Origin of the sequence: Pseudomonas sp. NFACC02 (assembly GCF_900110765.1) — a bacterium.
Classification (GTDB): Bacteria; Pseudomonadota; Gammaproteobacteria; order Pseudomonadales; family Pseudomonadaceae; genus Aquipseudomonas.
In genome coordinates this window covers 186,871-212,002 of sequence record NZ_FOEO01000002.1, presented here as the reverse complement: position 1 = coordinate 212,002, position 25,132 = coordinate 186,871, and the positions used below count along the sequence as shown (strand labels likewise).

Genomic DNA, 25,132 nt, shown 5'->3' with positions numbered 1-25,132 from the left:
TTGCCCTACGTCAACGCGGTGCTTGAAGAGGAGAAACCTTGATCAACATCGCCAGGCTCCCGTTGTCCAGGTAGGTCAATTCACCGTTTCTGACGCGGGTCGCCTGACGCATGCGTTCGCTGGTCACCAGCACACCATGGTCGTCGAGTTGATTGACCCAGAAGTTGGCGTCGATATCGGTAAAGCGCGCCAGACTCAGGCTGACCGTGCCCTCGATGGGGTAGTGGCCAAACTGTTCCTGGCCATTGCTGATCGCCACCTTGCTCGGTGTCGCGCTGAGGTCCTGTTGCCAGGCGCGATGCAGCAGCACTTTATAGCCCTCGCTGGATTGCAGCTTGCCCACCAGTGTGTCGAGCGCCGTGGCCGCCTGATCGTTGGGTTCCAGTTTCCGTGCGCCAGCCGCCCAGTCCTCCGGTGCGGGCTGGTTGGTCGCCGCCGGTTCGCCGTTCTGGCGGAACAGGATCAGTTCCACCTGATACGTACCATCGGCGAATGCCGCAGGGGCGAACAGCACCAGCAGCAGGGTGAGCGAGTGAAGCAGGCGCATGGTGAATCCTTAAGCCGATTGTTTTGAAGGCGGCGGGGTCAGACGTTCGAAGAGCGCTTCCAGCGTATTGAAGCGCTCCTCGGGACGCTCCATCGGCACCGTGAATTTGAACAGCGTGGCGCCTTCGAATTTGTAGCGATTGGGTTGCCCCTGAATCAACTTGATCAGCGCCAGCGGATCTACTGGAGTATCGGCGCCGAATTCGATTCGTCCACCCTGCGGCCCGGCGTCGACCTTTTTAATGCCCAGTTGCTCGGCCTTGAGCTTGAGCGAGGTCATGCGCACCAGGTTTTTGGTCGGTTCCGGCAGCAGGCCGAAGCGGTCGATCATCTCCACCTGCAGGTCTTTCAGGCCTTCCTCGTCGGCGGCGTTGGCAATGCGCTTGTACAGAATCAGGCGGGCATGCACATCGGGCAGGTAATCCTCGGGGATCAGGCCTGGCACCCGCAGGTTGACTTCCGGTCCACCGCCGAGCGGCTGATCCAGGTTCGGTTGTTCGCCCTTGCGGATCGACTTCACCGCGCGCTCGAGCATTTCCATATAAAGGGTGAAGCCCACCGCCTGGATCTGCCCGCTCTGGCCTTCGCCCAGCAGTTCGCCGGCGCCACGGATTTCCAGGTCGTTGGTCGCCAGCACGAAGCCCGCGCCCAGATCCTGCGTGTTGGCAATCGCCTCCAGGCGCTTCTCGGCGTCGGGCGTGATCTGTTTGCGCGGCGGCGTCAGCAGGTAGGCATACGCCTGGTGGTGACTGCGTCCGACCCGACCGCGCAACTGGTGCAGTTGGGCCAGGCCAAACTTGTCGGCGCGCTCGATGATGATGGTGTTGGCGCTTGGCACGTCGATCCCGGTTTCGATGATGGTCGAGGCAATCAGCACGTTGAAACGCTTGTGGTAGAAGTCGCTCATTACCTGTTCGAGGTCGCGTTCATGCATCTGGCCATGACCGATGCCGATGCGCGCCTCGGGCACCAGCTCGGCGAGGTCGGCGGCGCACTTCTCGATGGTCTTCACGTCGTTGTGCAGGTAATAGACCTGACCGCCGCGCAGCAGCTCACGCAGCAGCGCTTCTTTGACGGTCGGCTTGTTCTGCTCCATGACAAAGGTGCGCACCGACAGGCGACGCGCAGGCGGTGTGGCGATGATCGACAGATCGCGCATGCCGGCCACGGCCATGTTCAGGGTCCGCGGGATCGGCGTGGCGGTCAGGGTCAGGATGTCGACTTCGCTGCGCAGCGCCTTGAGCTGTTCTTTCTGACGGACACCGAAACGGTGCTCTTCGTCGATGATCACCAGCCCCAGATTCTTGATCTTGACGTCGTCTTGCAGCAGCTTGTGGGTGCCGATGACGATGTCGATCTTGCCCTCCGCCAGATCGGCAACAGCCGCGTTGATTTCCTTGGCCGACTTGAAGCGGCTCATGACTTCAACGGTCACCGGCCAGTCAGCGAAACGGTCGCGAAAGCTGTTGTAGTGCTGTTGGGCGAGCAGGGTGGTCGGCACCAGGATCGCGACCTGCTTGCCGCCGTGTACGGCGATGAACGCCGCGCGCATCGCCACTTCGGTCTTGCCGAAACCGACGTCGCCGCAGACCAGACGGTCCATCGGTTTGGGCGCCAGCATGTCGGCGCGCACCGCTTCGATGGTGGTCTGCTGGTCCGGGGTTTCCTCGAACGGGAAACCGGCGCTGAAGGTTTCGTAATCGAGCTTCGGATCGGCGAACGCGTAACCCTCTCGCGCGGCGCGGCGGGCATAAATATCCAGCAGCTCGGCCGCCACGTCGCGCACCTGTTCGGCCGCCTTGCGCTTGGCTTTCTGCCAGGCTTCGGAGCCCAGACGGTGCAGCGGCGCCAGCTCGTCGTCGCTGCCGGTGTAGCGTGCGATCAAATGCAGGTTGGCGACCGGGACATACAGCTTAGCGTCCTCGGCGTAGGCCAGCATCAGGAATTCAGCGACCTGGTTTTCCACTTCCAGCGTGGCAAGGCCCAGATAGCGCCCGACGCCGTGGTCGATGTGCACCACCGGCGCGCCTTCGCGCAACTCGGCAAGGTTCTTGATGACCGCGTCGCTGGAGTGGCCGTCCGCGCGTTTCTCGCGGCGACGACGCTGCATCACCCGCTGCCCGAACAGCGGACTTTCGGCGACCAGCGCCAGGGCCGGCTGGTCCAGGACCAGGCCTTCGTCCAGCGGCGCGATGGTGATCGCCAGCCGGTCTTTGCTGTCGACGAATTCCTGCCAGCTGTCGAGGGTTTTCGGGCGCAGTTTCAGGCGCTCCAGCAACTCCAGCAGCACTTCGCGACGCCCGGCGGATTCGGCCGTGAACAGTACACGTCCGGGGAATTCGTCGAGAAAGTTCGCCAATGCGGCCAACGGTTCGCTGGCCTTGGCTTCAATCGCCAGGTTTGGCAACGCCTGCGCCGGGAAACGTTCGCGGCCGACGCCCGTTTCGACGTCGTCCTGACTGGTGACCACCCGTGGCCAGCTTTTGAGGCGCGCGAAACAGTCTTCCACCGGCAAGAACAACTCGGCAGGCGGCAGCAGCGGTCGGTCAGGGTCGACGCGGCGCTCTTCGTAGCGGTTGCGCACATCCTTCCAGAACGTTTCCGCCGCCTGCTCGATGCCCGGCAGCGAGAACACCTGGGTGTCCTGTGGCAGGTAGTCGAACAGCGTGGAGGTTTCCTCGAAGAACAGCGGGATGTAGTACTCGATACCGGCCGGCGTGATGCCGCTGTTCAAATCCTGAAAGATCGGGCTGCGGCGGAAATCAACGTCGAACCGCTCGCGGAAACGCGCCTTGAAACGGGTGACGGCTTCCTTCTGCAGCGGGAATTCCTTGGCCGGCAAGAGGCGCACCGAATCGACCTTGTCGATGGAACGCTGGGTTTCCGGCTCGAAGGTGCGCAGGGTTTCGATTTCATCGTCGAACAGGTCGATCCGGTAGGGCAGTTTGCTGCCCATCGGGAACAGGTCGATCAGCGCGCCACGCACCGTGAACTCGCCGTGCTCGTACACCGTGTCGACGTAGCGATAACCGCTGGCTTCGAGCCGCGTGCGCATGGCTTCGACATCGAGCTTCTGGCCGACGTCGAGCACCAGGCTGCTGCCGAGCAGGAAACTGGTCGGCGCCAGGCGGTGCAGGGCCGTGGTGATCGGCACGACCAGCACACCATGTTCCAGTTCGGGCAGCCGATACAGGCTGGCGATGCGCTGGGAGATGATGTCCTGATGCGGCGAGAACAGGTCGTAGGGCAGGGTTTCCCAGTCAGGGAAATGCAGCACCGGAAGCTGGGGGGCGAAAAACTTCAGTTCCTGCTCGAGTCGCTCGGCGCTTTGGCTGTCGGCGGTCAAAAGCAGGGTGAAGCGTTTCGCCGCGCTGGCGGCCTCGGCGATGGCCAGGCTTTGAGCGGCACCGGGCAGGTTGCCCCAATGTTGTTTGCCTGCGGCAGCAGGGAGAATCGGTAGGCGCAGAACGGGCACGGAAGATAAAGCTCCAGGCGTTGCGGCAAAGCCGGGGATTGTAACTAAATCGGGAATCCGCTGTCAGTTTTGTGCTCGCCGATTTATGTAGTGCTCCGAGATGTCAAAACACTGGATTGCTCATAAACAAAGGCTTGGGCATAATGTAGTCCCTTTTTTCAGCCCCTACATGTGGAAGGTTCCCGTGACTCAGAAGCCCGACCAGTGTCTTGGTGAATGGATTGATCGTGAAGCGCTCGCCGAGGCGATGATCCCGCTTATCGGTCAGCTCTACCGCAATAACAATGTGGTGAGTTCGATCTATGGCCGCACCCTGATCAACCGTTCAGTCATCGCGATTCTCAAAGCTCACCGCTTTGCGCGTCACCGTCAGGCAGACGCAACCGAGTTGTCCGTACACGAGACTTTCCCGCTCATCAAGGCGATGAGCGAGCTCAAACTGGGTGCCGCGTCGGTGGACCTGGGCAAGCTGGCCGTGAAATACAAGGCCGAAGCCAACGGCCGCACGGCCGAGCAGTTCGTCCGTGAGGAAATGGCTGAAATCGTCGGTCAACAGAACTCCGGCAGTCGCAAAGGCACTGACGTCGTGCTGTACGGCTTCGGCCGTATCGGTCGTCTGCTGGCACGGATCCTGATCGAAAAAACCGGTGGTGGCGACGGCCTGCGTCTGCGCGCCATCGTCGTGCGCAAAGGCGCCGAGAACGATCTGGTCAAGCGTGCAAGCCTGCTGCGTCGTGATTCGGTGCACGGTCCGTTCGATGGCACCATCACCATCGACGAAGCGAACAACACCATCACCGCCAACGGCAACCTGATTCAGGTGATCTACGCCAAGAACCCGACCGAGGTGGATTACACCCAGTACGGCATCAAGGACGCGCTGCTGGTCGACAACACCGGCGTCTGGCGTGATGCCGACGGTCTGGGCCAGCACCTGCAGTGCCCGGGTATCGACCGCGTGGTGTTGACCGCACCGGGCAAAGGCAAGCTGAAGAACATCGTTCACGGCATCAACCACCAGCAGATCACCGCCGATGACAAGATCATCTCCGCGGCGTCCTGCACCACCAACGCCATCGTTCCGGTCCTCAAGGCCGTCAACGACAAGTTCGGTATCGTCAACGGTCACGTTGAAACGGTTCACTCGTACACCAACGACCAGAACCTGATCGACAACTTCCACAAAGGCGACCGCCGTGGCCGTAGCGCCGCGCTGAACATGGTCATCACCGAGACCGGTGCTGCGACAGCGGCTGCCAAGGCGCTGCCTGAACTGGCGGGCAAGCTGACCGGTAATGCGATCCGTGTTCCGACGCCGAACGTGTCGATGGCCATCCTGAACCTGAACCTGGGCACCGCGACCACCCGCGAGGAAATGAACGAGTACCTGCGCCACACCGCCTTGTATTCGGACCTGCACAAGCAGATCGACTTCGTACATTCGCAGGAAGTGGTTTCCACTGACTTCGTGGGCTCGCGTCATGCGGGCGTAGTGGACGCTGAAGCGACCATTTGCAACGACAACCGCGTTGTTCTGTACGTTTGGTACGACAACGAATTCGGTTACAGCTGCCAGGTGGTTCGCGTAATGGAAGACATGGCGGGCGTTAATCCGCCGGCGTTCCCGAAGTAAAAGCGGCTTTGAGCGGCGAGTTTCACGCTGCAAGATGACGCCACATGAAAACGCCCCGACTGGTTCGGGGCGTTTTTTTTGGTGCTGATTTTGGGTGCACATTTGGCGTTTGTAGTGACGCTTATTTTTGGTTCTGCCTAACGGCAGAAGCGTTCCGCCTTCGGCGGGTTACTTGAAAAGACACCAAGTAACCAAGTGTCCTGGCTCCTGGTTAGGCCCGACTTCGTCGGGTACCCGCACTCCGACGACGCTCCGTGGGCCCGCGCCGAACGGACATCCATGTCCTGACGGCGCTCTCGCGGCATCCATGCCGCTCGGCCCACTGCGCGTCGTCTGCGCTTGGCCTGCACCCAAGTCGCGTTTTGTGGCGTCTGGCCTGGCGAGGCAGGAAGAGCAAAAGCAAAAGCAAAAGCATCGGATAGCGCGAATCCTGTAGGAGCGTGGCTTGTCCCGCGATCTGCCGCGCAGCGGTAGCAAAATCAGGCAACTCCGTTGTACCTGGTACACCGCATGCACCGGACTTGCTGCCGGTTCCCGGCAGATCGCGGGACAAGCCGCGCTCCTACAGAGACCGCATCAATCTGACAGTTCTGCTTCTGCTTCTGCTTCTGCTTCTGATTTTGCTTTTGGACATCAATGGCCCAAACGCCGCAAAACGCGACTTGGGTGCAGGCCAAACGCAGGCGACGCGCAGTGGGTCGAGCGGCAAGGATGCCGCGAGAGCGCCGTCAGGGCATGGATGCCCGTTCGGCGCGGGCCCACGGAGCGTCGTCGGAGTGCGGGTACCCGACGAAGTCGGGCCAAACCAGGAGCTGGGCACTTTTGGTTACTTTTGGGGCCTTTTCAAAAGTGACCCGCCGGAGGGACGGAAAGGTGAATCGGCGCCACCCGAGAAAATGGATCTGCCCACAATACCAATGCCACAGGTCTGCCGTTAGGCAGCACCAAAAAATAAGCGTCACTACAAACACAAAATGTGCACCCAAAATCAGCACCAAAAAAAGCCCCGAACCAGTCGGGGCGTCTTTCGCTCAAGCGTCACAACGACTCGATATTCAACCGGCCGCTGGCACACCCTGAATACGCGTCTGACCCTTACGGAACAGCACCAGCGTAGCAATCAGGCCCAACACCGCAGCGCCACTCAACCAGATGCCCGGTGCAGCCTTGTTGTCCAGCACGTGAATCAGATACGTACAGGCCGCTGGCGTGAAACCACCGAAGGTCGCCGTCGCCAGGCTATACGCCAGAGAAAACCCGGTGGTGCGGACTTCCACCGGCATGATCTCGGTCAGCGAAACCACCATCGCGCCGTTGTACGAGCCGTAGAGGAACGACAACCACAGCTCGACCATCAACAGATTGACGAAGCTCGGGTTCGAGGTCAGCCAGGACAGCGCAGGGTAGGCGGTGACAATGGCCAGAATCGTCGCTGCCAGCAGCAGCGGCTTGCGGCCGATCTTGTCCGACAGCGAACCCATCACCGGCAGCCAGATGAAGTTCGAAATGCCCACGCACACGGTGACCAGCAGGCTGTCCAGGTCAGACAGGTGCAGTTCGTTCTTGCCGAACGTCGGCGTGTACGCGGTGATCAGGTAAAACGACACGGTGGTCATGACCACCAGCGCCATGCCCGCGATGACCAGGCCGAAGTTCGAACCAATCGACTTCATGACTTCGCCCATGGTCGGGCGGTGTTTGCGTGCGCGGGCTTCAAACTCAGGGGTTTCTTCCAGCGAACGGCGGATAACGAAAATCGCCGGAACGATCATGCACCCGATCAGAAACGGCACGCGCCATCCCCATTGACCCATTTCTTCCGGGCTCAGCCAATGGTTCAGGCCCACACCCAACAGACCGGCGAACACCACGGCGGCTTGCTGGCTGGCGGACTGCCAACTGACGAAGAAGCCTTTGCGGCCCGGAGTGGAGATTTCAGCCAGATAGACCGAAACACCGCCCAGTTCCACGCCGGCGGAGAAGCCTTGCAGCAGACGGCCGACCAACACCAGCAGCGGCGCCGCCACACCCAAGGTCGCGTAACCCGGCACGGCGGCAATCAGGATGGTGCCCATGGCCATCATGGCGAGGGTAATGATCAGGCCCTTTTTACGGCCGTGGTGGTCAATGTAGGCGCCGAGGAAAATCGCACCCAGTGGGCGCATCAGGAAGCCGGCGCCGAACGTCGCCAGCGAAAGCATCAGCGAGGCGAATTCACTGTCGGCCGGGAAGAAGGTCTTGGCGATGGCCGTGGCGTAAAAGCCATAGACCATGAAGTCAAACATTTCAAGGAAGTTGCCGCTGACAACGCGAAATATCGCCTTGCCTTTGCCTGTGTTCGAGGCCATCTGGAATTACTCACTTAGGCTGTCTAGCTGGGGGATCCGTTTGTAGTTATGCGTCCTCTCCTGCGCCGTTCGAGCGGGGTCTCGATCAATGCAGATTTGTAACGATATGTGTAAAAGTGGCGAATGGCAATTAATTCGGGCAGTCGCGGGCCTCGGCGGCAGACTGTCGCGATGAAATGCAATGCGGTTTTATGTCGCGTTCAAGCTGGGGGCTCGATTGAAGCCCCGACGGGCGCCGGGGGTTCGTTTATTTCAATAAGGCTTCGCGCAGATCGGACGATAAACCGTCCGGCGCGAGCCAGATCGCGAAGTAGGCCTTCGCCAGTTCCGGGTCAGGGCTGGCGAAGATCACCTTGCCGTTGCGGGTGAGGTCAAGGCCATCAGTGCGGTCCCAGCTCAGGCCGTAACGGTCGCCTCGCTTGATGTCCTGAAAGCTGCGGTGGAGTCGGTCCAGTTCGGGCCTTAGTCGTGCGAGCGTTTCTTTGGTTTGTTGGCGCTCAAGTGTGGCGTTGGCGGCCTTGAGCACGTCCTCACGATCGATGTCGCGAAAATAAAACAGCTCCAGCTTCTGAGGTGTCTGGGTGAAAACCGCCTGCCGGGCGGTCATCGACGGTTCCGCGTAAAACGCCGCGGCGTAAACATCGGTCCACAGGTAAGTGAGAATCGCCTGATTCTTGCGCTCCAGCGCCGGGCTTTGCCCGTCAAGGCGCGCCGGAAAGTTGGCCTGCTTGAGCAGGTCCGCCTGAGAGGCCATGGCCTGTGCGCTGCACACTAGTCCCAGTAACAGCACCCAGTGAATGAAGCGGTGTCGCATGATCGCGCCCTTTTTCGAAAGATCTCCCGTAAGGGTATGACACTTTCCGCGCGCTGCGGCGACAGCGAGTGGGTGACTGCCTGTGAATGAACGTCGGAATTCAGCGGCAGCCCACAAAAATTGCAGGTTTTTTTAGGATTCATAAGGGCAAGGGATTTATCATCCGCAGCAATTCGGCGTTAGGCCGGCGTTTTGCGCGGTCGAGTGACCCTTGCCGCAGACAAAATTGGCCTGTGACGCGACCAAGGGTTAATGTTCCCCGCGACGCTGCACGATTAGACTGCGCCGCGAGTTTCGATTCTCATGCCGCCGGCCGCGGCGTGATTTAGCCAGAGACGCCAGAGTGGCGCCTCGGCCTGTTCTAAGGAGTACGCATGGCTGTCTACAACTACGACGTAGTGGTACTGGGTTCCGGCCCAGCTGGAGAAGGCGCGGCAATGAACGCCGCCAAGGCTGGGCGCAAGGTAGCCATGGTCGACAGCCGTCGGCAGGTCGGCGGCAACTGCACTCACTTGGGCACAATCCCGTCCAAGGCGTTGCGTCACTCGGTCAAGCAGATCATCCAGTTCAATACCAATCCGATGTTCCGGGCCATTGGCGAGCCGCGCTGGTTCTCGTTCCCGGATGTGTTGAAAAACGCCGAAAAAGTCATCAACAAACAAGTGGCTTCTCGTACCGGTTATTACGCGCGCAACCGCGTCGACGTGTTCTTCGGCACCGGCAGTTTCGCGGACGAACGTACCGTCGACGTGGTGTGCAACACCGGTGTCATGGAAAAGCTGGTGGCCAACCAGATCATTATCGCCACGGGCTCGCGTCCGTATCGCCCGGCCGATATCGACTTTTCCCACAAGCGTATCTACGACAGCGACACCATCCTCAGCCTCAACCATACCCCGCGTAAATTGATCATCTATGGTGCCGGCGTGATCGGCTGCGAATACGCGTCGATCTTCAGTGGGCTGGGGGTGGATATCGAGCTGATCGACAACCGCGATCAACTGCTGAGCTTCCTCGACTCGGAAATTTCCCAGGGTTTGAGTTATCACTTCAGCAACAACAACGTGATGGTTCGCCACAACGAAGAGTACGAGCGGGTCGAAGGTCTGGACAACGGCGTTGTGCTGCACCTGAAGTCGGGCAAGAAGGTCAAGGCCGATGCGTTGCTGTGGTGCAACGGCCGTACGGGCAACACCGACAAGCTGGGCCTGGAAAACGTTGGTATCAAAGCCAACGGTCGTGGTCAGATTGAAGTCGACGAGGCCTACCGCACCAGTCAACCGAACATCTACGGCGCGGGCGACGTGATTGGCTGGCCGAGCCTGGCCAGTGCCGCGTACGACCAGGGTCGTTCGGCCTCGGGCAGCGCCGTCGACAATGGTGCGTGGCGGTTCGTCAATGACGTGCCGACCGGCATTTACACCATTCCGGAAATCAGCTCGATCGGCCAGAACGAACACGATCTGACCATTGCCAAGGTCCCATACGAAGTGGGCAAAGCCTTCTTTAAGGGCATGGCAAGGGCACAGATTTCAGGCGAGCCGGTGGGCATGCTGAAAATCCTTTTCCATCGCGAAACCCTGCAGATCCTCGGCGTTCACTGCTTCGGCGACCAGGCGTCCGAGATCGTACACATCGGCCAGGCAATCATGAACCAGCAGGGTGAAGCGAACAGCCTCAAATATTTCGTTAACACGACGTTTAACTACCCGACCATGGCCGAAGCCTATCGGGTAGCGGCGTACGATGGCCTCAACCGGCTTTTTTGAGCGGCTCCGGCCGGTGGCCTGAGCCGGCCGGGGAGACCGATTTCAGTAATTCTCGAGCGTGGCAGTGGCCAAACCGGGAAAGTCTGTAATCAGGCTGTCAACGCCGAAGTCGGCGAGTCTGCGCATCAGTGCAGGCTCGTTGACGGTCCACACCGACACATGCAGGCCCAGTGCCTGAGCTTTTTTCAGGCGTTCCGGCGTGCACAGCGTCCAGTTCAGCGCCAGGATCTCGCACCCGTAACCCACCGCAACTTTCAGCGGATCCAGCCATGCGTATTCGGCAACCAGTCCACGCGACAGGTCAGGCGTGAGCTCCAGGGCCGCGCGCAGGACTTCCCGGGAACTCGACGTAATGGTGACCTTGTCCAGCAGGCCGTGACGCTGGGCCATTTCGCGAATCGCCAGCACCGTGGTCGCTGCGCGCGTACGTGAAGCGCTTTTGACCTCCAGTTGCCAGTGATCGAACGCGCACTTCTCGAACAGTTCTTCGAGTCGCGGGATCGGGCACGGCTGCACCCAGCCGGGGCCGCCTTTTCGAGCGTCGTAAGTCACCAGGTCGGCGGCGTCATGTTCGACCACCTTGCCGCGTCGGTCAGTGGTGCGTTTCAGGGTGGGGTCATGAATCACCATAAGCTCACCGTCGCGAGACAGGTGCAGGTCCAGTTCGCAACGTTTGACCCCGTGGTTGAGGCATTCCTGAAAGCTGGTCAGGGTGTTTTCCGGTGCTTCGCCCTTGGCGCCGCGGTGGCCGTAAATTAAGGTCACAATTGTTCCTCGAAAGCGCGCTAAGGCAATGGTCGGTTCATTTCATATCAGGAGCGTTCTGCTCACGCGCCAGCCGCCGTTGTGCAGCTTGTCGTTGCAGGATGTGTCGGGCGAGCAACTGGCGCTGGGCGTCACTGAGGTCGATCCATTCCGTGCCGATCTCGAAATCGCCGATGGTCAACGCGTGACACTGGGTCACTCTGGCGCGCAGCATCATCCCGGAGGCTTGCGGCATCAGCACCATTTTGACCGACAGCAGACTGCCGACAGGGAAAGGCTGCGGGGACTCGAATTGCAAGCCGCCTTCGGACATGATCACCTTTTGCGGGGCGCCCAGCCTGCCCAGCACGGTTTGCGCGACCACTTGGCCGAGCAGGTCGATGCGCTTGCTCATGGCCCGCAGGAAGCTGTTGGTCGTGCGGTCGCGATCGTCCAGCTGACGCAGCAGATGCTGGGATTCGAATTCGGCGACGTGCAACTCGCTCAGCAGGTCGAAGAGTGTCGAGCTGGTGTCATGGGGATGTTCATCGGCCATGCCGGGACCTGGAATGTGTTGAATTTCCAGTGCGACGCTGTCCTCGATACGGTAGTATTCGCGGCGTTCTTCTTGATCTAATGTCGACATGGCGAACCCATGGTAGCGGCGGTTGTCAGAGTGGTTGCTCGCAATCGTTACTCAGCGATTTGAGTGTAAAGCTGCCGGCCAAGGCTCGCCACAAGGACGTTCCCATTCCTCCGAACAAGCCCCTACATGTTCAGACCTCTTTTTGTATTCATCGGCACGCGTTACACCCGTGCAAAACGCCGTAATCATTTTGTCTCCTTCATTTCCCTGACGTCGATGATCGGTCTCGCCCTCGGCGTTGTGGTGATGATAGTCGTCTTATCGGTCATGAACGGTTTCGATCATGAGATGCGCACCCGCGTCCTGGGCATGGTTCCCCACGCGACCATCGAATCCGGCGAGCCGATCAGTGACTGGCAAGCCCTGGCCGCCCGCGTCAAACAAAATCCGCAAGTGGAGGCCGTCGCGCCTTTCACCCAGATGCAGGGTTTGCTGACCAACAATGGCAACGTGCAGAAAATCCTGCTTAATGCCATCGACCCGGTTCAGGAACGCAAAGTTTCGATTATCGACGGGTTCATGAAACAGGGCAGTCTTGACGATCTGGTGTCAGGCGGCTTTGGCGTGGTCATTGGCGACAAGGCAGCGACCAAGCTGGGCGTGGGTGTTGGCGATAAGGTGACGTTCGTGTCGCCTGAAGTGATGGTCACCCCGGCCGGCATGTTTCCGCGCATGAAGCGCTTCACTGTGGTCGGCATCTTTCACGTCGGCGCCGGCGAGCTGGACGGGTACCTCGGTGTGACCAACCTGCAGGACCTGGCACGTCTGCATCGCTGGAAGCCTGATCAGGTCCAGGGGCTGCGCCTGAAGTTCACCGATCTGTTCAAGGCCCCGCGCACAGCCTACGAGATTGCCCAGAGCCTGGGCGAGCACCAGTATTACTCCCGTGACTGGACCCGCACCCACGGCAACCTGTATCAGGCCATCGGCATGGAAAAATCCATCATTGGCCTGCTGCTGTTGCTGATCGTGGCGGTGGCGGCGTTCAACATCATTTCCACGTTGGTGATGGTGGTCAACGACAAGCGCGGTGACATCGCGATCCTGCGTACGCTCGGCGCCACGCCGGGTCAGATCATGCGCATCTTCATGGTTCAAGGCACGGTGATCGGCGTCGTCGGCACGCTGGCAGGTGCCGGTATCGGCATTCTGGCCGCGCTCAACGTCAGCTCGGCGATTTCGGCGCTGGAAGGCCTGATCGGTCACAAGTTTCTCAACGCGGATGTCTACTTCATCGACTATCTGCCTTCACAATTGATGGCTGAAGACGTGCTGCTGGTCTGCGGTGCGGCTTTGGTCCTGAGTTTCCTCGCCACCCTGTATCCGGCCTGGCGTGCCGCGCGCACCCAGCCGGCGGAGGCGCTACGTTATGAGTGAGTCGGGCATGAGTGATAAAGCTGTACTGAGTTGCCGCAACCTGGGCAAGTCCTACGAGGAAGGCCCCGAGTCCGTGGTTGTGTTGTCGGGCCTGCAACTGGAACTGCACCCTGGAGAGCGCGTGGCGATCGTCGGCAGTTCGGGGTCGGGCAAAAGTACCTTGCTCAACCTGCTGGGCGGTCTGGACACACCCACCGAAGGCAGTGTCTGGCTGGCCGGTGAAGAGTTGTCCGCACTGAATGAAAAGGCCCGTGGACTGCTGCGCAACCGCGCACTGGGTTTCGTGTACCAGTTTCACCATCTGCTGCCTGAGTTCACCGCACTGGAAAACGTCTGCATGCCGCTGCTGATCGGCAAGACCCCGATTCCGGAAGCCCGTCAACGTGCCACGGCATTGCTGGAACGGGTAGGGCTCAAGCATCGTCTGGCGCACAAGCCTTCTGAGCTGTCAGGCGGTGAGCGCCAGCGTGTAGCGATTGCCCGCGCACTGGTCAACCAGCCGGGGTTGGTGATGCTCGACGAACCGACCGGCAACCTTGATTCCCATACTGCGCAAGGCATTCAGGACCTGATGCTGGAACTGAGCACCTCATCGCGGACCGCGTTTCTGGTGGTGACTCACGACATGGCCTTGGCCCGTCAGATGGACCGCGTATGGCGACTGGAAGAAGGTCGTCTGGTCGAGGCGTGATGCCAGCAACCCGCTGCCGGGTTTTTCGGCAGCGGCGGTTTTTTACTTTTAGCTGCTTTTAGCTACGGTGCTCCACGAATGTTCAGACCGTTATCCATCTTTATTGGCACGCGCTACACCCGCGCCAAGCGACGCAACCACTTCATCTCGTTCATTTCGATGACGTCGATGATCGGGCTGGCGCTGGGCGTACTGGCGATGATCGTGGTGCTGTCCGTGATGAACGGCTTCCAGCAGGAAATGAGCTCGCGCATCCTGGGGATGGTTCCGCACGCGGTGATCGACGGGGTCAAGCCGCTGGATGACTGGAAACCGGCCGCGGACGCGGCGATGAAGAACCCGCAGGTCACGGCAGCCGTACCGTTTACGCAAATGGACGGCATGCTTTCTTATAAAGGCACCATGCAGCCGATCGAGATCAACGGTGTCGATCCCGCGCTGGAGTCGAAGGTTTCCATCGTCACTCAACACATCGTCCAGGGCCGGCTTCAGGACCTGAAAGCCGGTGAGTTCGGTGTGGTGATCGGTGAGATCACCGCGCGGCGCTTTCGCCTGAACGTCGGTGACAAGATTACCCTGATCGTGCCGGAAATCAGCAGCGATCCGGGCGGCATCACGCCGCGTCTGCAAAGGCTGACCGTGGTCGGTGTGTTCAAGGTGGGCGCGGAGCTGGACGGCTCCATGGCGCTGGTCAACGTGGCGGATGCCGCGGCCATTCAACGCTGGCAGCCCAATCAGGTGCAGGGCGTGCGCCTTGCGTTGACCGACCTGTACGCAGCGCCTCAAGTCTCGGCGGCCATCGCGGCCGGGTTGGGCGCTGACTACAAGGCCGATGACTGGACGCACACGCAGGGCAGTCTGTTCAGCGCGATGAAGATGGAAAAAACCATGATCGGCCTGCTGCTGTTGATGATCGTGGCCGTCGCTGCGTTCAACATCATCGCCACATTGATCATGGTGGTGAACGACAAAGGCGCGGACATCGCCATCTTGCGGACCATTGGTGCCACACCCCGGCAGATCATGACCATCTTCATGGTGCAGGGTACGGTGATCGGCGTTGTAGGCACCGTCATCGGGGGTGTGCTGGGCGTGATTGCGGCGATCAACGTCAGCCAGTTGGTGGGTTGGGTAGAGCGGGTGACCGGCCAGCACATCTTTACCTCCGATGTGTACTTCATCAGCAACCTGCCGTCGCATCTGGAAGGCAGTGACGTGGCGCTGATTTGCAGTGCCGGCTTCATTCTCAGCTTTCTGGCGACGATCTATCCGGCCTACCGTGCGGCACAGATTCAGCCGGCGCATGCATTGCGGTACGAGTAAGCGGTTGCTTCGAGTCCTACAGGTTCAACTCATGTCGGCAACTCGATCAAAAACCGCGTCACTCCGTCCTGTGACTCACACCTGATCGTCCCGCGATGGGCGTTGATGATCGATCGGGTAATCGCCAGACCCAGTCCCGCATGTTCACGGTTGCCTTCGTGGCGGGCCGGGTCCGCGCGGTAAAACCGGTCGAACAGTCGGGGCAGAGCCTCCGGCGGGATCGTCTCACCGGTGTTCTCTATCGTGATGAGCGCTTGGCGGGGCGCGGCGTCCAGCCTGACCACCACTCGACCGTGTGGCGATGTGAAGCGCAAGGCGTTGTCCAACAGGTTTGACAGCGCGCGGCGCAGCATCGGGCGATCGCCGGCCAACCGTGCGTCGCCTTGTCGGATCAGTTGCACGTGAAGCTCTTCCGCCAACGGCAGGAAGAACTCCAGCAGCGCGTCGGTTTCTTCCGCCAGGTTCAGTGGCTCACGATGAGGGTTCAGCAGCCCGTGCTCGGCCTTGGCCAGGTACAACATGTCGTTGACCATCTGTGCCATTCCCTGCAGCTCCTCCAGATTGCCCAGCAGCGCATCGCGGTACGCTTCAAGGTCCCGTGGGCGGGTGAGCGTGACTTGGGTATGGGTAAGAAGGTTCGACAGCGGCGTACGAAGTTCATGGGCAATGTCGGCTGAAAACGCAGACAGGCGCTGAAACGCGTCGTCCAGACGCGCCAACATGGCGTTGAACGCCTGAGTGAGCTCCGCCAGCTCAACCGGCATGTCGTTGAGCGGCAAGCGCGTGGTCAGCGAACTGGCCGATACGCTGGCGGCGATTTCGCTCATCTTGCGCAAGGGACGCAAGCCACTGCGGGCGGCCCACGCGCCCAGTAACGCAGTGGCCAGCGCCGACAAGCCCACGGTCAGCCAGATCAGGTGCTGCATGCGCTGCAGAAAATGCTGGTGGTGGGTGATGTCCAGCAGCAGGGTCAACTGTGGCGACTCCTGCCGGGCGGGATTCAGCGCAACCGTGTAGGCGCGGTAGGCCGTGCCGTTGTCGGACAAGGTGTGTAAACCCGGCTGCACGCCGGCCAGCGTCGTCGACGGGGACAGGCTGTCGAACCAGAGCGCCCCGTCCTGTTTACGAACCTGCATCGCCAGGTCAGGTGAGCGCGCAAGCTCACTGAGCAGCGCCGGTTTTTTCGGGTCGAGCTGATCGGCGCTGGACACGCCGTTCAGGAGTTCGCGCAGTGCCGGTAACTTGCTGTCCAGCAGTTGCTGGTCCAGCTCCATGAAATGCGTTTCGCTGGCGCGGTTGAACAACACGCCGGCGGTCAACGAAACCGTGGCGGTGCAGGCAGCAAACAGCAGGGCGAGGCGGGTCCCCAGGGAGATGCGTTTGAACATCAGAGGTTGCGCTCTTCAAGGACGTAGCCCATGCCACGCACCGTATGAATCAGCTTGTTGGGGTAGTCGTCGTCAACCTTGAGGCGCAACCGTCGGATGGCCACCTCGATCACATTGGTGTCGCTGTCGAAGTTCATGTCCCAGACCTGCGAGGCGATCAGCGATTTGGGCAGGACTTCCCCTTGGCGACGGAGCATCAACTCCAGAAGCGCGAACTCCTTGGCGGTCAGGTCGATGCGTTGACCATTGCGTTCGACGCGACGACGCAGCAGGTCCAGTCGCAGGTCTGCCAGTTGCAGATGAGTTTCCTGGCTGGCGCTGCTGCCACGGCGTAACAGGCTGCGCACGCGGGCCAGCAATTCGGAGAATGCGAAGGGTTTGATCAGGTAGTCGTCGGCGCCCAGTTCCAGGCCGCGTACACGGTCCTCCACCGCGTCGCGGGCGGTCAGAAACAGCACCGGCGTGTCCAGTCCCGCGCTGCGTACCGCATGCAGAATCTGCCAACCGTCACGACCGGGCAGCATCACGTCCAGAATCAGCAACGCGTAGTCTCCCGTCAGCGCCAGCAGTTGGCCGTTGGCGCCGTCGGCCACCCATTCGGTCGTGAAACCGGCTTCGGTCAGGCCCTGGCGCAGGTATTGGCCCGTTTTCGCTTGATCTTCGACGATCAGTAATTTCATGGGGCACTCATGGCTCGTCATGTCCCTGGACAGTGGGTTTCGCGGTGACGCTTTATAGCGCGACCGGCGCGGGCGGTGGTCAAGCTTACAAAGTTGTAATCTTGCGGTCAGCTGATTGCCAGTGGCAGCGGTCTACCTTGGTTTCATCGATTGTCGTTGACCGGAGATTCACATGTTTGCTCGTTTGACCGCCGCAGCCGTGTTACTGGGCGTGAGCCTGTCGTCCCTGGCGTCCCCCGGGGAGCATTTCGCTTTCGGCCATCCGGCCAAGGCCGACCAGGCAACCCGCACCCTCGAGCTGACCCTGGGCGACATGTATTTCGAACCCAAGTCCCTGACCGTCAAGGAAGGGGAAACCGTGCGCTTCGTGCTGGTTAACAAGGGGCAGTTGCTCCACGAGTTCAACCTGGGTGACGCGGCCATGCACGCGGCGCATCAGCAGGAGATGCTCAAGATGGTCGCCAGTGGCATGCTGACGTCGACCGGCATGAAACACGACGGTATGGCGGGCATGGATCATGGCGACATGGCTATGAAGCATGACGATCCGAACAGTGTGCTGGTCGAGCCTGGCAAAACCGCCGAGCTGACCTGGACCTTCACCAAAGCCACCGACCTTGAGTTTGCCTGCAATATTCCCGGCCATTATCAGGCCGGCATGGTCGGAAAAATCGCGATTGACCACTAATCGCTGAAAGGGCGGGACAAAACCTATAAACTTCGCGGTCAGGATTTTCAACTCAGTCCCTCACATCCGCTTTCAGGTTCAGGTCCCGCCATGCATCCCGCAGCCGAACACTCGCCGCTGGGCAAGTCCAGCGAATACATCGCCACTTATACGCCGTCGCTGCTGTTTCCGATTCCCCGCACCGCCAAATGGGCGGAGCTTGGGCTGACAGCCGAGACGTTGCCGTATCAAGGCGTCGATTTCTGGAATTGCTACGAGCTCTCCTGGTTGTTGCCTTCCGGCAAGCCAGTGGTTGCCATTGGCGAGTTCTGCATTCCGGCCGATTCGCCCAATATCATCGAGTCCAAATCCTTCAAGCTCTACCTGAATTCATTGAACCAGACGCCGTTCGCCTCGCATGCGGAATTGGTGGCCACTCTGGAGAAGGACCTGTCGGGCGCAGCGGGCAAGCCGGTGGGCGTACGCATTCGTTCGCTCAAGGACATCGAAGCCGAGGGCATCGTGCCGGTGCCAGGGGTTTGCGTCGACGACCTGGACGTGACCATCCGCAGTTATGACCGGCCGCAGCCTGAGTTGCTGCGGTGCGACGAGTCGCGAGTCATCGAGGAGTCGCTGCACAGCCATCTGCTCAAATCCAATTGCCCGGTCACCCGTCAGCCGGACTGGGGCAGCGTTGCAGTGGAGTATCGGGGGGCAGCGCTGGATCATGCGAGCTTTCTGGCGTACATCGTCAGTTTCCGCCAGCACTCGGACTTCCATGAGCAATGCGTTGAGCGCATCTTCATGGACCTGCAGCGGTTGCTCAAGCCCGAAAAACTCACCGTGTCCGCGCGTTATGTGCGCCGCGGCGGGCTGGACATCAATCCGTACCGCAGCACCGAAACGCTCACACTGGAAAACGGGCGGCTGGCGCGCCAATAACAGGCGATGCTGCAAGGGGCCTGACTTCACTGGACACTAAAAAGCCTGTCATCACGACGGGCTTTTCGTTTGAGGCCTCGGGCATTTCAGATGCCGATATTGCCCAGCGTCTGCACGATGTTGCGCAGGGTGCCTGCAATCCCGGGATGTTCGAGCTCGAAACGCTCGACGGCCAGGTTCACGCCATCGGCCAGGTTATTGTCCGGGGTCGCGGTTTCAAGGGCGATCTCTGCTTGAATTTCCGCCATCAGCGCATGCAGGTCAGTGCGTTCCTCCTCGGTCAGCGGCGGATTCTGCTCCAGTTGCTCGCGCAGGGTATTGAGTTGTTCTTGCAGTTCGCGGGCGGGCATAGGGTGCTCCCTTCATGGATAGTCTCAGCATGGACCGCAATGCGTCGGCAAAGGTCCTTGCCGTTAAGACTAATCCAGTCTGCGCCATCTTGCATGACGCCGGTCAAGCGGGCATCAGGGCTTTTCGGCCTTGAGGCGTCTTAACGTGATGTCGGCGAGGCAGGATTCAAGCTCACCCAGGTGATCGATCACCGAATGTGCCCCGGCCGCGTACAGCTCCAGTGTCGCACGGCCGCGTCGACGCTCTCGGTCCAGGTCACTTAACGCCTCCCACTGTGCCGGGGACAATCCGCACAGCGGTCCGCACGAAGCCAGACCCACTGTCCACAGTCCGGCGTTGAGGCCGGCCATCAGCAGCCGTGGGTCACCGCTGACCATTACGCAGCCGTCAATCTGACTGGCATTCAGACGCATCAAGGCCAGCCAGCAGGCATCCGGTGCAGGCCAGTGATTATTCGGCAGGGGGCTGGAGTGAATCAGACCCTCCAGAGGGGCGGCCAACTGCTCGGTGATGGTGGGCGGGTACTCGTCGATCCACGCACAGGGAATCTGTTGTTGCTTGAGGTTCTTCAGCGCCGCCAGTGCCCCGGGGGTGGGAACGGCGAGCGGGCGGGCATCCTGAGCCTGAAAGGAATGCCCGTCGCTGCTGCGTAGCTTCCGTGCCTGTGCGCCGAAATCAACCAGGCAGCCGCTCAGACCAAACAGCACGGCGGTGAAAGACGGGGCGGGCACTGCGACCGGGGCGAGCATGGATTTCCCTCTCAAATGGCAATGACGCTAAGGGAAATTCATGACAATGAGATGACCGGTACGTGACATCGTGAGCGCATGTTTAGAGGCGTTCAGCATTCCTTCGGTTTTCGACGACGTAAAACCTCGCGGAACGCTTTATACTCCCGTTCTTTGGCTGGGGGCGTAGCGCCCGCTTCATTACTTTGACTGGGAGTCTCAGCTATGCCCGTGACCGGTGCAGGCTTTATCAATCGTCTGGCTCGAACATGTTTCTTGGTTGGTCTGGCCGTGGTGCCAATGGCGGCTCAGGCCGCTGAAGACGATCCATGGGAAGGCGTTAACCGCGCGATATTCCGCTTCAACGACACCGTCGACACCTATGCATTGAAACCCATCGCCCAAGGCTATGAGTTCATCACCCCGCAGTTTCTCGAAGACGGCATCCACAACATGTTCAAGAACATCGGTGAGGTGACCAACTTCGCCAACGATGTTCTGCAGGCCAAGCCTGAGGCCGCCGGTGTCGACACTGCGCGCCTGATCCTCAACACCACCTTCGGTTTGCTGGGCTTCTTCGATGTCGGCACCAAGATGGGCCTGCAACGTAACGACGAAGACTTCGGTCAGACTCTCGGCCATTGGGGCGTTGAAAGCGGCCCGTTCGTCATGCTGCCGTTTTTCGGCCCGAGCACCGTGCGTGACGCGTTCGCCAAATACCCGGACACCTACACCCAGCCGTATCGCTACATCGACCACGTACCGACCCGCAACACCGCGTTAGGCGTAAGCGTCGTCGATACCCGTGCCAGCCTGCTGTCAGCCGAAAAACTGATCAACGGCGACAAATACATCTTCATTCGTAACGCTTACCTGCAGAACCGTGAGTTCAAGGTGAAAGACGGCAACGTCGTCGACGATTTTTAATCGCCCGTGCGATTCGTGTGAAGATGTAAAAAAGGCGACTTTCGGGTCGCCTTTTCTTTTTCGAAATCTTTCGAAAATGTGAAGTGGTTCCGGCGCGCACTCAGGTCATGGTGAGGATGGTCAATCCAAGTTTCTGCTCGCCGCCGTCGATATCAGCAATCCAGACCACTTCGGTATCCGCTTCCAGGCCCTTGAGCGCCGCGTGCTCGGATTCGATGCGAACGCTGATCCTGTCGCCGACCTTGAACGAGCGCGGGGCCTGTATCTGCATGCCTGAGCTGGATAAATCCACGCACACCGCCGGGATGATCTGACCCGCATAGATCAGGCTGATGTCCGCGTCGACACGCATGCGGATGTAATCTCGTTTCTCTGCATAGTCGCGATCAAGCTGGCCCATGGCGCATCCTTCGATTTCGTTGCTGATTTAAAGGTTCTTATAACTCCCGGTGATTTGCGATGTAAAGACGCTGGCCGACCGCTGGAGCGAGCTTGAAACGCCCGGCGGATGGGAGTACCGTCTGCGCCTTGAAGGGCACCTCTGACACGTGAAGCGTTTGACCAAAAGTCCGCTCCCTGACTCCAGAGAGGCTAGAAGCGAATCCAGTACACGGCCTGACAGAATCCGACCGCGTACGCCAACCTAATCTGGCGCCGTTTGCCCACATGCAAAAAACCAGTGCCACGCTGCTGATTATCGATGACGACGAAGTAGTGCGCGCGAGCCTCGCGGCCTATTTGGAAGACAGTGGGTTCAGCGTCCTGCAAGCCAGCAACGGCATGCAGGGTCTACAGACCTTCGAGCAAAACCAGCCTGATCTTGTGATCTGCGATCTGCGCATGCCTCAAGTGGGCGGCCTTGAGCTGATTCGTCAGGTGACCAGTCTCGCGCCGGACACCCCGGTCATCGTGGTGTCGGGTGCGGGTGTCATGAGCGATGCCGTCGAAGCGTTGCGCCTGGGCGCGGCCGATTACCTGATCAAGCCCCTCGAAGACCTTGCAGTGCTTGAGCACTCGGTACGCCGGGCGCTGGATCGGGCGCGGTTGCTGCAGGAGAACAAGCTGTACCGTCAGAAGCTCGAGACCGCCAACCGCGAGCTCGAAGCCAGCCTGCACTTGCTGCAGGAGGATCAGGACGCAGGCCGTCAGGTTCAGATGAACATGCTGCCGACCAGCCCCTGGGCCATCGACTCCTTCGAATTCGAACACGAGATCATTCCGTCGTTGTACCTCTCCGGCGATTTCGTGGATTACTTTCGGGTCGATGAGCGTCGTGTTGCGTTCTATCTGGCCGACGTCTCGGGTCACGGTGCTTCATCGGCATTCATCACCGTGCTGCTGAAGTTCATGACCACGCGTCTGCTGTTCGAGTCCAAGCGCGGTGGCACGTTACCGAAATTCAAGCCTTCCGAAGTCCTCGGCCATATCAACCGCGGGCTGATCAGCTGTAAGCTGGGCAAACACGTGACCATGGTCGGCGGCGTGATCGACGAAGAAACCGGGCAATTGACCTACAGCGTTGGCGGCCATTTGCCGTTGCCGGTGCTGTACACGCCGACCGAGACGCGTTACCTCGAAGGGCGGGGGCTGCCGGTGGGGTTGTTCAATGAGGCGACGTATGCAGACCACGTGCTGGATCTGCCTGAATCCTTTAGTCTGACCCTGCTGTCTGATGGCATTCTGGACCTTTTGCCAGGTGATACACTCAAAGAGAAAGAAGCCAACTTACCTGAACTGGTGAAGTCGGCGGGCGGCAGCCTGGATGGCCTGCGTCGTAAGTTTGGATTGGCCACACTCGGGGAGATGCCGGATGATATCGCCTTGTTAGTGTTGAGCAGGAACCTTTAATGAGTACCGGTAGAATCCAGTTTGCCGAGCAAGATGGCACCTTTGTCCTGAAGTTCGTGGGTGAAGTGCGTTTGACTCTCTGCTCGGCGTTGGATGCGACAATTGAGCGGATCTTCACCTCGATGAATTTTTCGACCGTGGTGATCGATCTGACCGAAACCCGCAGCATTGACAGTACAACGCTCGGCCTGTTGGCCAAGTTGTCCATTCTGTCGCGGCAAAAAGCGGGCCTGCTGCCCACTGTCGTGACCACTCACGAAGACATCACGCGCCTGTTGCAATCGATGGGCTTCGATCAGGTGTTCAACATCGTGGGTCGCCCGATCCCGCGCCCCGAGGCACTGAGCGATCTGCCGTCGCAGGATCAGTGCGAAGACGTGGTCAAAGCCAAGGTCCTCGAAGCGCACAAGATTCTCATGGGGCTCAACGATTCCAATCGCGAGGCCTTTCGCGATCTGGTGAACGCGCTCGAGCATCAGTAGACTTTTCCTTCTCGTCTGGCCCGTTTTGATCCTTTCCCGCTGATAGTGTCAGACAGACCGCAAGGTGGAGCGCCACCTTGGCCCCATAGGTCCTGGGTCTGGACACCGGTTCGTGCGTCAACCCGAATCCTGTAGGAGCCGTCCGAGGTTACGAGGGCCGCGAATGCGGTGAGGCAGTCACTGTTGATGTCGCTGACCCACCGCATTCGCCAGCAAGCCGGCTCCTACAGTATCCACGTTATCCTCAAGCATTCGGAACGACGCGATCCCTGTAGGAGCCGTCCGAGGTTACGAGGGCCGCGAATGCGGTGGGGCAGTCACTTTTGATGTCGCTGACCCACCGCATTCGCCAGCAAGCCGGCTCCTACAGTATCCACGTCATCCTCAAGCATTCGGAACGACGCGATCCCTGTAGGAGCCGTCCGAGGTTACGAGGGCCGCGAAGCGGTGTGTTAGTCACTGTTGATGGCACTGACCCACCGTGCTCGTCGGAATGCCGTCCATACCAAGCTCACTCCTACAGGATGAGCGTCGTCCTGACGTCCTTGATCGTCCCACAGACACAAAAAAGGGCAGCACCCCACGGATGCTGCCCTTTTTCGCAAGCCCGACGTATTACGCCTTGGCGCTGAGCAATGCCTCGAGCTTCTCCTGATCGCGGGCAAACTGACGAATGCCTTCGGCCAGTTTTTCGGTCGCCATTGCATCTTCGTTCGAGGCCCAGCGGAACTGGCTCTCGTTCAGGGTCTGACGTGGCTCGCCGCCGTTACCCGGTTTGAGTTTCTGCACCAGGGTCCCGGTGTCTTCAGACAGCTTCTGCAGCAGGTCCGGGCTGATGGTCAGACGGTCGCAGCCCGCCAGTTCTTCGATCTGGCTCAGGTTACGGAAGCTGGCACCCATGACCACGGTCTTGTAGTCATTGGCCTTGTAGTAGTTGTAGATGCGGGTGACGGACTTGACGCCCGGGTCTTCGGCACCGACGTAATCCTTGCCTTCGGCTTTCTTGTACCAGTCGTAGATGCGACCGACGAACGGGGAAATCAGGAACACGCCAGCGTCAGCACACGCCTGGGCCTGGGCGAAGGAGAACAGCAGGGTCAGGTTGCACTGGATGCCTTTTTTCTCCAGTTGCTCGGCTGCCTTGATGCCTTCCCAGGTCGACGCGAGCTTGATCAGGATGCGGTCGCGACCGACACCGAAATCTTCATACAGGCCGACGATACGCTCGGCGCGCGCGATACAGGCCTGGGTGTCGAAAGAGATGCGGGCGTCCACTTCGGTGGAAACGCGGCCCGGCACGACTTTGAGGATCTCGCGACCAATGGCGACAGCAAAACGGTCGCTCGCCAGATTGATGTCGCCCTTGGAGCCGCTGAAGGCTTCTTTCAGACGATCAGCGTTGCTATCGCTCGAACCCGCCTTGAGCAGCAGGGACGGGTTGGTGGTGGCATCCACCGGCTTGAGCTTTTCAATGGCGCCGAAATCGCCGGTATCGGCAACGACAGTGGTGAATTTTTTGAGTTGTTCCAGCTTGGAAGTCATGAGCGTGCTCTGTCCTGTGGGTGTGATGACATTACCCGAGCGCCGCCGGTCACTCAAGGGCGCAAACCGCAACAAACACGCTGATCTAGAGGCCCGCGTTTGCGCAAACAGCAGACCTGTGCTTCAGCCACGATCCAGACAATACCTGACGTTTGGGCCGTCAGTCAGAGGGCGTGGTTATCGGTTCCCGAGGAGGGCGGATACTCGATCC

Annotated in this window: 22 protein-coding genes; 10 read left to right on the top strand and 12 right to left on the bottom strand. The window is 60.0% G+C overall.

The features are described 5' to 3' along the window. Positions 1-10: 10 nt before the first annotated feature. The gene (locus BMY73_RS02975; protein ID WP_092404923.1) at positions 11-547 is read right to left on the bottom strand and encodes a CsiV family protein; all 537 of its coding nucleotides are present in this window, start codon (positions 545-547) and stop codon (positions 11-13) included. A gap of 9 nt (positions 548-556) precedes the next feature. Continuing rightward, the gene (gene mfd, locus BMY73_RS02970; RefSeq protein WP_092404921.1) at positions 557-4,021 is read right to left on the bottom strand and encodes a transcription-repair coupling factor; all 3,465 of its coding nucleotides are present in this window, start codon (positions 4,019-4,021) and stop codon (positions 557-559) included. A 169-nt stretch (positions 4,022-4,190) separates the two neighbouring features. Here mfd and BMY73_RS02965 point away from each other — a divergent pair, with 169 nt between their 5' ends. Next, positions 4,191-5,654, top strand: coding sequence for a glyceraldehyde-3-phosphate dehydrogenase (locus BMY73_RS02965; protein WP_062380929.1), 1,464 nt, complete (start codon positions 4,191-4,193; stop codon positions 5,652-5,654). A gap of 1,055 nt (positions 5,655-6,709) precedes the next feature. Here the strand turns inward: BMY73_RS02965 and BMY73_RS02960 are convergent. Next, on the bottom strand, positions 6,710-8,002 hold the full coding sequence (locus BMY73_RS02960) for an MFS transporter (protein ID WP_092404919.1): 1,293 nt from the start codon (positions 8,000-8,002) through the stop codon (positions 6,710-6,712). A gap of 247 nt (positions 8,003-8,249) precedes the next feature. Further along, complete coding sequence (locus BMY73_RS02955) at positions 8,250-8,816, bottom strand: chalcone isomerase family protein (RefSeq protein WP_092404917.1); 567 nt, start codon at positions 8,814-8,816, stop codon at positions 8,250-8,252. Between the two features lie 374 nt (positions 8,817-9,190). Here BMY73_RS02955 and sthA point away from each other — a divergent pair, with 374 nt between their 5' ends. Beyond that, on the top strand, positions 9,191-10,585 hold the full coding sequence (sthA, locus tag BMY73_RS02950) for a Si-specific NAD(P)(+) transhydrogenase (RefSeq protein WP_062380934.1): 1,395 nt from the start codon (positions 9,191-9,193) through the stop codon (positions 10,583-10,585). A 42-nt stretch (positions 10,586-10,627) separates the two neighbouring features. Here the strand turns inward: sthA and BMY73_RS02945 are convergent, their stop codons facing one another. Together BMY73_RS02945 and BMY73_RS02940 are read right to left on the bottom strand one after the other, a co-directional pair. After that, the gene (locus BMY73_RS02945; RefSeq protein WP_062380936.1) at positions 10,628-11,350 is read right to left on the bottom strand and encodes a glycerophosphodiester phosphodiesterase; all 723 of its coding nucleotides are present in this window, start codon (positions 11,348-11,350) and stop codon (positions 10,628-10,630) included. A 37-nt stretch (positions 11,351-11,387) separates the two neighbouring features. Then, positions 11,388-11,975, bottom strand: a complete 588-nt coding sequence (locus BMY73_RS02940; protein WP_062380938.1) for a PilZ domain-containing protein — start codon at positions 11,973-11,975, stop codon at positions 11,388-11,390. 126 nt (positions 11,976-12,101) lie between these two features. On the opposite strand from BMY73_RS02940, the gene BMY73_RS02935 reads away from it, so the two are divergent. From BMY73_RS02935 to BMY73_RS02925, 3 genes are all read left to right on the top strand, one after another. Continuing rightward, on the top strand, positions 12,102-13,352 hold the full coding sequence (locus tag BMY73_RS02935) for a lipoprotein-releasing ABC transporter permease subunit (protein ID WP_092404915.1): 1,251 nt from the start codon (positions 12,102-12,104) through the stop codon (positions 13,350-13,352). Positions 13,353-13,359: 7 nt separating this feature from the next. Then, complete coding sequence (gene lolD, locus BMY73_RS02930) at positions 13,360-14,043, top strand: lipoprotein-releasing ABC transporter ATP-binding protein LolD (protein ID WP_167362020.1); 684 nt, start codon at positions 13,360-13,362, stop codon at positions 14,041-14,043. A 78-nt stretch (positions 14,044-14,121) separates the two neighbouring features. Continuing rightward, positions 14,122-15,366, top strand: a complete 1,245-nt coding sequence (locus tag BMY73_RS02925; protein ID WP_092404913.1) for a lipoprotein-releasing ABC transporter permease subunit — start codon at positions 14,122-14,124, stop codon at positions 15,364-15,366. A gap of 29 nt (positions 15,367-15,395) precedes the next feature. Here BMY73_RS02925 and BMY73_RS02920 read toward each other — a convergent pair whose 3' ends face one another. Both BMY73_RS02920 and BMY73_RS02915 read right to left on the bottom strand, forming a co-directional pair. Beyond that, positions 15,396-16,754, bottom strand: coding sequence for a heavy metal sensor histidine kinase (locus BMY73_RS02920; RefSeq protein ID WP_092404911.1), 1,359 nt, complete (start codon positions 16,752-16,754; stop codon positions 15,396-15,398). Beyond that, positions 16,754-17,434 carry a heavy metal response regulator transcription factor gene (locus BMY73_RS02915; RefSeq protein WP_092404909.1) on the bottom strand — a complete coding sequence of 227 codons (681 nt, stop codon included), beginning with the start codon at positions 17,432-17,434 and terminating at the stop codon, positions 16,754-16,756. The genes BMY73_RS02920 and BMY73_RS02915 overlap by 1 nt, the downstream gene beginning before the upstream one ends. Positions 17,435-17,606: 172 nt before the next feature. Between BMY73_RS02915 and BMY73_RS02910 the strand changes: the two genes are divergently transcribed. Both BMY73_RS02910 and queF read left to right on the top strand, forming a co-directional pair. Beyond that, positions 17,607-18,122, top strand: a complete 516-nt coding sequence (locus BMY73_RS02910) for a copper-resistant cuproprotein CopI (RefSeq protein WP_062380948.1) — start codon at positions 17,607-17,609, stop codon at positions 18,120-18,122. A 90-nt stretch (positions 18,123-18,212) separates the two neighbouring features. Next, entirely contained in the window at positions 18,213-19,043 is an 831-nt protein-coding gene (queF, locus tag BMY73_RS02905) for an NADPH-dependent 7-cyano-7-deazaguanine reductase QueF (RefSeq protein WP_092404907.1), read from the top strand. Positions 19,044-19,129: 86 nt separating this feature from the next. Here queF and BMY73_RS02900 read toward each other — a convergent pair whose 3' ends face one another. Both BMY73_RS02900 and BMY73_RS02895 read right to left on the bottom strand, forming a co-directional pair. After that, positions 19,130-19,393: a DUF4404 family protein gene (locus BMY73_RS02900; protein ID WP_092404905.1), complete on the bottom strand. Its 264-nt coding sequence runs from the start codon at positions 19,391-19,393 to the stop codon at positions 19,130-19,132. Between the two features lie 114 nt (positions 19,394-19,507). Then, a complete protein-coding gene (locus BMY73_RS02895) occupies positions 19,508-20,143 on the bottom strand; it encodes an HAD superfamily inactivated hydrolase PcrP (RefSeq protein WP_092404903.1) in 636 nt (211 codons plus the stop codon). A 204-nt stretch (positions 20,144-20,347) separates the two neighbouring features. Between BMY73_RS02895 and BMY73_RS02890 the strand changes: the two genes are divergently transcribed. Next, positions 20,348-21,049 (top strand): MlaA family lipoprotein, encoded by a 702-nt coding sequence (locus tag BMY73_RS02890; protein WP_092404901.1) that lies wholly within the window; start codon positions 20,348-20,350, stop codon positions 21,047-21,049. A 100-nt stretch (positions 21,050-21,149) separates the two neighbouring features. On the opposite strand, the gene BMY73_RS02885 is transcribed toward BMY73_RS02890, so the two are convergent. Next, positions 21,150-21,449: a PilZ domain-containing protein gene (locus BMY73_RS02885; RefSeq protein WP_062380957.1), complete on the bottom strand. Its 300-nt coding sequence runs from the start codon at positions 21,447-21,449 to the stop codon at positions 21,150-21,152. Between the two features lie 266 nt (positions 21,450-21,715). On the opposite strand from BMY73_RS02885, the gene rssB reads away from it, so the two are divergent. Next, on the top strand, positions 21,716-22,897 hold the full coding sequence (gene rssB, locus BMY73_RS02880; RefSeq protein ID WP_062380959.1) for a two-component system response regulator RssB: 1,182 nt from the start codon (positions 21,716-21,718) through the stop codon (positions 22,895-22,897). After that, positions 22,897-23,379, top strand: a complete 483-nt coding sequence (gene rssC / locus BMY73_RS02875) for an anti-sigma factor antagonist RssC (protein WP_037009276.1) — start codon at positions 22,897-22,899, stop codon at positions 23,377-23,379. Before rssB ends, rssC begins: the two co-directional genes overlap by 1 nt. A gap of 615 nt (positions 23,380-23,994) precedes the next feature. On the opposite strand, the gene tal is transcribed toward rssC, so the two are convergent. After that, the gene (gene tal, locus BMY73_RS02870) at positions 23,995-24,921 is read right to left on the bottom strand and encodes a transaldolase (protein ID WP_062380960.1); all 927 of its coding nucleotides are present in this window, start codon (positions 24,919-24,921) and stop codon (positions 23,995-23,997) included. Between the last annotated feature and the right edge of the window lie 211 nt (positions 24,922-25,132).

Bases quoted from the DNA above. Each gene is read 5' to 3' on its own strand.
- BMY73_RS02935 (WP_092404915.1), top strand. From the start codon at position 12,102: ATGTTCAGACCTCTTTTTGTATTCATCGGCACGCGTTACACCCGTGCA.
- sthA (WP_062380934.1), top strand. From the start codon at position 9,191: ATGGCTGTCTACAACTACGACGTAGTGGTACTGGGTTCCGGCCCAGCT.
- rssC (WP_037009276.1), top strand. From the start codon at position 22,897: ATGAGTACCGGTAGAATCCAGTTTGCCGAGCAAGATGGCACCTTTGTC.
- BMY73_RS02975 (WP_092404923.1), bottom strand. From the start codon at position 547: ATGCGCCTGCTTCACTCGCTCACCCTGCTGCTGGTGCTGTTCGCCCCT.
- BMY73_RS02925 (WP_092404913.1), top strand. From the start codon at position 14,122: ATGTTCAGACCGTTATCCATCTTTATTGGCACGCGCTACACCCGCGCC.
- BMY73_RS02910 (WP_062380948.1), top strand. From the start codon at position 17,607: ATGTTTGCTCGTTTGACCGCCGCAGCCGTGTTACTGGGCGTGAGCCTG.
- BMY73_RS02890 (WP_092404901.1), top strand. From the start codon at position 20,348: ATGCCCGTGACCGGTGCAGGCTTTATCAATCGTCTGGCTCGAACATGT.
- lolD (WP_167362020.1), top strand. From the start codon at position 13,360: ATGAGTGATAAAGCTGTACTGAGTTGCCGCAACCTGGGCAAGTCCTAC.
- BMY73_RS02895 (WP_092404903.1), bottom strand. From the start codon at position 20,143: ATGCTCGCCCCGGTCGCAGTGCCCGCCCCGTCTTTCACCGCCGTGCTG.
- BMY73_RS02965 (WP_062380929.1), top strand. From the start codon at position 4,191: ATGTGGAAGGTTCCCGTGACTCAGAAGCCCGACCAGTGTCTTGGTGAA.
- BMY73_RS02955 (WP_092404917.1), bottom strand. From the start codon at position 8,816: ATGCGACACCGCTTCATTCACTGGGTGCTGTTACTGGGACTAGTGTGC.
- BMY73_RS02900 (WP_092404905.1), bottom strand. From the start codon at position 19,393: ATGCCCGCCCGCGAACTGCAAGAACAACTCAATACCCTGCGCGAGCAA.
- tal (WP_062380960.1), bottom strand. From the start codon at position 24,921: ATGACTTCCAAGCTGGAACAACTCAAAAAATTCACCACTGTCGTTGCC.
- BMY73_RS02915 (WP_092404909.1), bottom strand. From the start codon at position 17,434: ATGAAATTACTGATCGTCGAAGATCAAGCGAAAACGGGCCAATACCTG.
- queF (WP_092404907.1), top strand. From the start codon at position 18,213: ATGCATCCCGCAGCCGAACACTCGCCGCTGGGCAAGTCCAGCGAATAC.
- BMY73_RS02920 (WP_092404911.1), bottom strand. From the start codon at position 16,754: ATGTTCAAACGCATCTCCCTGGGGACCCGCCTCGCCCTGCTGTTTGCT.
- BMY73_RS02940 (WP_062380938.1), bottom strand. From the start codon at position 11,975: ATGTCGACATTAGATCAAGAAGAACGCCGCGAATACTACCGTATCGAG.
- BMY73_RS02885 (WP_062380957.1), bottom strand. From the start codon at position 21,449: ATGGGCCAGCTTGATCGCGACTATGCAGAGAAACGAGATTACATCCGC.
- rssB (WP_062380959.1), top strand. From the start codon at position 21,716: ATGCAAAAAACCAGTGCCACGCTGCTGATTATCGATGACGACGAAGTA.
- BMY73_RS02960 (WP_092404919.1), bottom strand. From the start codon at position 8,002: ATGGCCTCGAACACAGGCAAAGGCAAGGCGATATTTCGCGTTGTCAGC.